Source organism: Virgibacillus salarius, from assembly GCF_039521925.1.
Classification (GTDB): Bacteria; Bacillota; Bacilli; order Bacillales; family Amphibacillaceae; genus Virgibacillus; species Virgibacillus salarius.
Map to the genome: position 1 here is coordinate 1 of NZ_BAAACY010000118.1, position 5,547 is coordinate 5,547.

Genomic DNA, 5,547 nt, shown 5'->3' on the forward strand with positions numbered 1-5,547 from the left:
CATTGCCAATATACATCTAACATTTCAAAATAACTACTTGGCTTAACGCAGTCATTGCACTGATTTTATAGTTTCCTAGACAACAAAAAATAGGCTGCCGAAATATTACGACAACCCATCTCTTGAATCATGTAATTTTTTTATCCCGCATATAACTTGCAGTAAGACCACACTCCAAGCAATCAAGTGAAACTAATATTGGTGAGTGGGGATAAACAAAATCCCCCACGATTGAAGTTTCACTTTATTGTTCACTTGCTTGCTGCATCAGCTCTGTTTGCCCTTGGGAGCGATTCATCATAAATTGAACAGCAATCATAATGATAAATGCAATAAGCCCATAAATATCTGTATTGCCTTCTGGATAAATGAGCATTAAACCTACTACCACGGAAATAATTCGGACGAGCCAATTTAGCTTAAGGTACCAAAATCCAATTAAACCAGCACCAATTGCAATCATGCCCGTAATAGCCGTAAAGAGAATCCAAATAATACTTAGTACGGTCGTATCAATCATTAACAGCTGTGGTTGTAGAACGAACATATATGGAATGATAAATGCTGCTACTGCCAATTTCGCAGCATTCACCCCTGTTCGTATTGGTTCACCGCCAGATATTCCCGTCGCTGCAAATGCGGCAAGTGCTACTGGAGGTGTAATATCAGCAACAATTCCAAAATAAAACACAAACATATGACCTGCAAGTACTGGTATGGCAACTTCAAGTTGATCATTCAATGCTAATATAGCTGGTAAAGCAATCGTTGATGTAATGATATAGTTAGCTGTAGTTGGTGATCCCATCCCCAATATAATGGAAGCAACCATTGTGAAAAACAGTGTAAGCAGTAACTGCATATCAGCAGAGCTTGCAAGAGAGCCTGCCATACTTACAAGACTATTTCCCAATTTCAGCCCAAGACCTGTTTTTGTTACGACACCGACTATAATACCAGCGCAAGCAGTTGCAGCTGCCACACCTAGTGCCGTTCTTGCTCCAGAGGTTAACGCCGTTATAAATTTTGATAGATTAATCCGTGTATCTTTTCTAAACATACTAACCAAGATCGTAATACCTATTCCTAGTAACGCTGTTCGTTCAATACTAAACCCTTTAAATAGTAACCAGACAATAGCTATAATCGGAAGCAATAAATGAATCTTTTTGAAAACTTCCTTTTTAGGCGGGATCTGGTCCTTTGGCAAGCCGTGTAAGCCGGTACGCTTTGCCTCTAGATGCGTCATTATCCAAATACCAGAAAAGTATAAAATGGCTGGTATCGTAGCCGCCTTCGCAATTTCCCAATAACCCACTCCAGCAAACTCTATCATTAAAAACGCTGCAGCTCCCATAATTGGTGGCATAATTTGACCACCAGTAGAGGAAGCCGCCTCAACGGCACCAGCGAAATTTGGTTTATAACCGAGCTTTTTCATCATCGGTATGGTATAAGACCCAGTTGTAACAGTATTAGCAACAGAGCTTCCTGAAATAGTACCATTCAAGGCACTTGAAAAGATGGCAACCTTTGCTGGTCCACCTGTTCGACGACCCGCAAGTGAAATTGCCAAATCATTAAAGTAATTTCCTACCCCAGTTTGTACTAAAAATGCACCAAATAATAGGAATAAAAAGATATAAGTTGACGATACCTGTAAAGGCGTACCTAAAATACCTTGCGTTGTAAAAAACATTGAATCAATTAACTGTTGTAGACTCAGCCCTCTATGTGCAAGCATGCCTGGCATATACGGGCCGAATAATGCGTATACCAAAAAGATAATTGCAATAATGGTTATTGGAAGCCCTACTGCTCGTCGAGTAGCTTCCAGAACAAGTAATATCGCTGCTCCACCAATAAACATCTGCACCTGTGTAATACTTCCAATTTGCTGTACTAACGTCTCATAGAAAACTGGCCAGTAGCCACAAACGATAATGGACAATAATACGAGCAAATAATCATACCAAGCAACCTTCTTCTTGTTCCCCTTTTTTCTTGCTGGAAACAATAGAAAAATTAGGGATAGTGCAAAACCTAAATGGACCGTACGCTGAATGTAAGCAGTGTATTGGCCAAAGGCTCCTGTATAAAGCTGAAATAAAGAAAATGCTAATAATCCGATAAAAACGATAGCAGCCGCTGTACCAGCAAGCTTTCTCGTATTCGATTCAGAATCATATTTCTGTAACAATTCCTCTTGCTGTTTTTCGGTTAATTGATCTTTTGAGTCACTCAACGATCCTCACTCCTTTCAAGTATTCCCATAGTGTTAAATTTTCTATTTTTAAAGTAAACCAAGAGCCTGGCTTAAAGTATTTATTTAGGTAGATTTGATGCTCTGCGTTCTCTCCCCAAACAAGTCGATTTTCAGAAACGGTTTTGCCGTTTCTTAATTTAATGTTAGGAAAAATATTATCCAGCCTTTTAATATGGTATTTTCCATCCTCATACGTGAATTCTTCACCTTCTTGAGCATTAGATGGCATACCAATTCCAAATTCTTCATATACAATTTCATTTTGCTTCATATTCTGATTATCTAGTACAACATATTTTTCCACAACATCCGTTAAATGAATAGAATGTTTGAAAATTAATTGGAAGGGGGCGCCTTCTTCTATAGGAAGGAACGCATCAATTTGCTTTGTATTTTCTTCATAAAATACTAGGGCTGTTCGGAAAGGAACACATAAAGCAAGTAGAGTAATTAATAGTAGAAGAACCAGAATAGCTATCATTCTCTTTTTCTTAGAAAACTTCATGAATATTCACCTAGAAACCGTTGAGATTTGTATAAGAAGATGTAAACGCTTCTAAACATGGGTTGACCGGCAGCAAATTCCTACATTCATGCAGGATTACAGCCGGCCACCAAGTTATTTATTGTAAAACTTATTTTGAAGCAGAAATACCTTCTTCTTCAAAATATTTCTTTGCACCTGGATGCAGATCAATTCCAATACCATCTAACGCAGATTCCTTCGTAATAAATTCACCTTTTGCATGAGAAATTTTATCCGTGTTTTCGTATATTGCTTTCGTAATATCGTATACTACCTCTTCAGATAAACTATCTCTTACAGCAAGCATTGCCAATACTGCTACTGTTGTTACATCTTCTTCAATATTATACGTACCTGCTTTAACTGTATCTTCAGCATAATATGGATACTCTTCAACTAATGCCTGAACCTTATCTTTAGCAATTGGAACAATTCCTACATCAACCGTTGCTGATAATCCTTCAACAGCTCCTGTTGGCGTACCCGCTGTGATAAACGCGGCATCAATATTACCGTCTTGGATACCACCAGTAGACTCTCCAAAATCAAGGTTTTGCGCATCAATATCATCCATTGTCATACCATGTACTTCTAGGATTTGTTCTGCATTTACATACGTACCAGACCCTGGTGCACCAACGGAAACCGTTTTCCCAGCTAGATCTTCTACAGATGCAATTCCGGAATCTTTTGTTGTTACGATTTGAATAGTCTCTGGATATAGCGAACCAATCGCCTGAACATTATCTACAGCTTTACCTTCAAAAGAATTGATTCCTTCAATAGCATTTGCTACAACATCTGTCTGAACGAATGCTAGATCTGCTTCTTCGTTACTTAATGCCATTACATTATCAGCAGAAGCATTGGAAGATGGTGCATCTGTTTGTATACCTGTTTCATCATCAATAATCTTAGCCATTTCTCCACCAAGCGGGTAATAGGTACCGCTTGTTCCACCTGTAAGCATGCTTAGAAACTTAGGTTTGTCTCCACCATCTGATCCACCATCACCATTTTTGCCTTCTTCATTACCACCACATGCCGCTAGAAATAGAGCTAATACTAGTAGCATAGCAATAGAAACCACAAGGTTTTTATTTTTCATACAAACTCCCCCTTATACATCGTTAACATGTGAATATATTTTACATTTATTTTCATGATATTGTCAAACTATTCCTAACAGAACCAATTTCAATTACTTTTCCACATGTAAGCGAGTTCAATTGTGGCGTAGGATTTCACTATTCATGCAGGTATTATTTTCCACATGACGAACGTTTTTATCCCGCATATAACTGGCAGTATATAGAGGATAAAAATCCTTGCTAACACACGCTGGCAGCAAGGATTTTCCTGTCATTACACTCCTAATTCCTTTTTGTATCGCTCCAATTCTTTTGTCGTACAGCGCACCCAATGGCCAGGTTTTATTTCCCTAAATTCAGGATCTTCGCTAACATCATGGATTGTTGGGTCATAATTCGTTCGTTGACGAGACCGTTCATAATTCGGATCTGGCAGTGGAATAGCGGATAACAATGATTTCGTATACGGATGAATCGGATTATTATAGAGCTCTTCACTGTCTGCTAGCTCTACCATATTCCCAAAATACATAACGCCAATTCGATCACTAATATATTTTACCATCGATAAATCATGGGCAATAAACAGATATGTTAGCCCTTGATCACGCTGTAGCTTTTTCAATAGATTGACTACCTGTGCTTGAATAGAAACATCCAGTGCCGAAATGGGCTCATCGGCAATAATTAATTCTGGCTCTACGGCAAGTGCTCGCGCGATACCAATCCGTTGACGCTGCCCACCACTAAACTCATGAGGAAAGCGGCTCGCATGCTCTTTATTCAAGCCTACCACCTGTAGTAATTCTTCTACTCTCGCCTTCCGTTCTGCCTCGTTATTTACGAGATGATGGACATCCAAGCCTTCCGCTATAATATCCATAACTGTCATACGCGGATTTAACGATGAGGATGGATCCTGAAAAATCATCTGCATTTTTCGATTAAATTTAAGCAGATCCTTCTTCGACTTCTTCCCATGTACATCCTCGTTATTAAACAGTACTTGACCACTTGTGGCCTCATATAAACGAATGATTGTTCTTCCCGTTGTCGACTTTCCACAGCCAGATTCGCCTACTAATCCAAAGGTCTCCCCTTTATAAATATCGAAAGTGATTCCGTCAACGGCTGTAATGATCTTTTTTCTACCTGCTTTGAAATGTTTTTTCAAATCCTTCACCTGTAATAATTTTTCCGTCATCGTCGGTCACCACCTTTATTACCGGTATTCGCAAATCCCTGCATTCTCCGTTTTACCGATGCTGGCGGCTCGATTTTCGGTGCGTCCTCATGGAGTAGCCATGTCGCTGCATAGTGTGTATCAGATACCTTAAACATCGGCGGCTCCATGACGGTGTCAATTTCCAATGCAAATTCATTACGTGGGGCAAAGGCATCGCCCTTTGGAGGATTCAGCATATCCGGTGGACTTCCAGGAATCGCAAATAATTCCTCTTCATCACTGTCCAGCGTTGGCATCGAACCTAGTAGCCCCCATGTGTATGGGTGCTTCGGATTATAGAAAATATCATCTGTTGTCCCGATTTCGACAATTTTTCCAGCGTACATCACCGCCACTCGGTCTGCAACGTTAGCTACAACACCAAGGTCGTGCGTGATAAAAATAATTGCACTATCCGTTTCCTTTTGAATATCCTTCA

General features: G+C 39.6%; 5 protein-coding genes. All 5 read right to left on the reverse strand.

What is annotated here, in order from left to right:
* Nucleotides 1-244: 244 nt before the first annotated feature.
* Entirely contained in the window at nt 245-2,245 is a 2,001-nt protein-coding gene (locus tag ABDZ84_RS15025; protein WP_026682263.1) for a TRAP transporter permease, read from the reverse strand.
* A complete protein-coding gene (locus ABDZ84_RS15030) occupies nt 2,238-2,771 on the reverse strand; it encodes a DUF1850 domain-containing protein (RefSeq protein WP_026682264.1) in 534 nt (177 codons plus the stop codon). Before ABDZ84_RS15030 ends, ABDZ84_RS15025 begins: the two co-directional genes overlap by 8 nt.
* 130 nt (nt 2,772-2,901) lie before the next feature.
* Nucleotides 2,902-3,900, reverse strand: coding sequence for a TAXI family TRAP transporter solute-binding subunit (locus tag ABDZ84_RS15035; RefSeq protein WP_026682265.1), 999 nt, complete (start codon nt 3,898-3,900; stop codon nt 2,902-2,904).
* A gap of 257 nt (nt 3,901-4,157) precedes the next feature.
* Nucleotides 4,158-5,087, reverse strand: coding sequence for an ABC transporter ATP-binding protein (locus ABDZ84_RS15040; RefSeq protein ID WP_121604006.1), 930 nt, complete (start codon nt 5,085-5,087; stop codon nt 4,158-4,160).
* Nucleotides 5,084-5,547, reverse strand: a 464-nt coding sequence (locus ABDZ84_RS15045; RefSeq protein WP_343782086.1) for an oligopeptide/dipeptide ABC transporter ATP-binding protein, incomplete at its 5' end; no start/stop codon positions are given. The genes ABDZ84_RS15040 and ABDZ84_RS15045, both read right to left, overlap by 4 nt.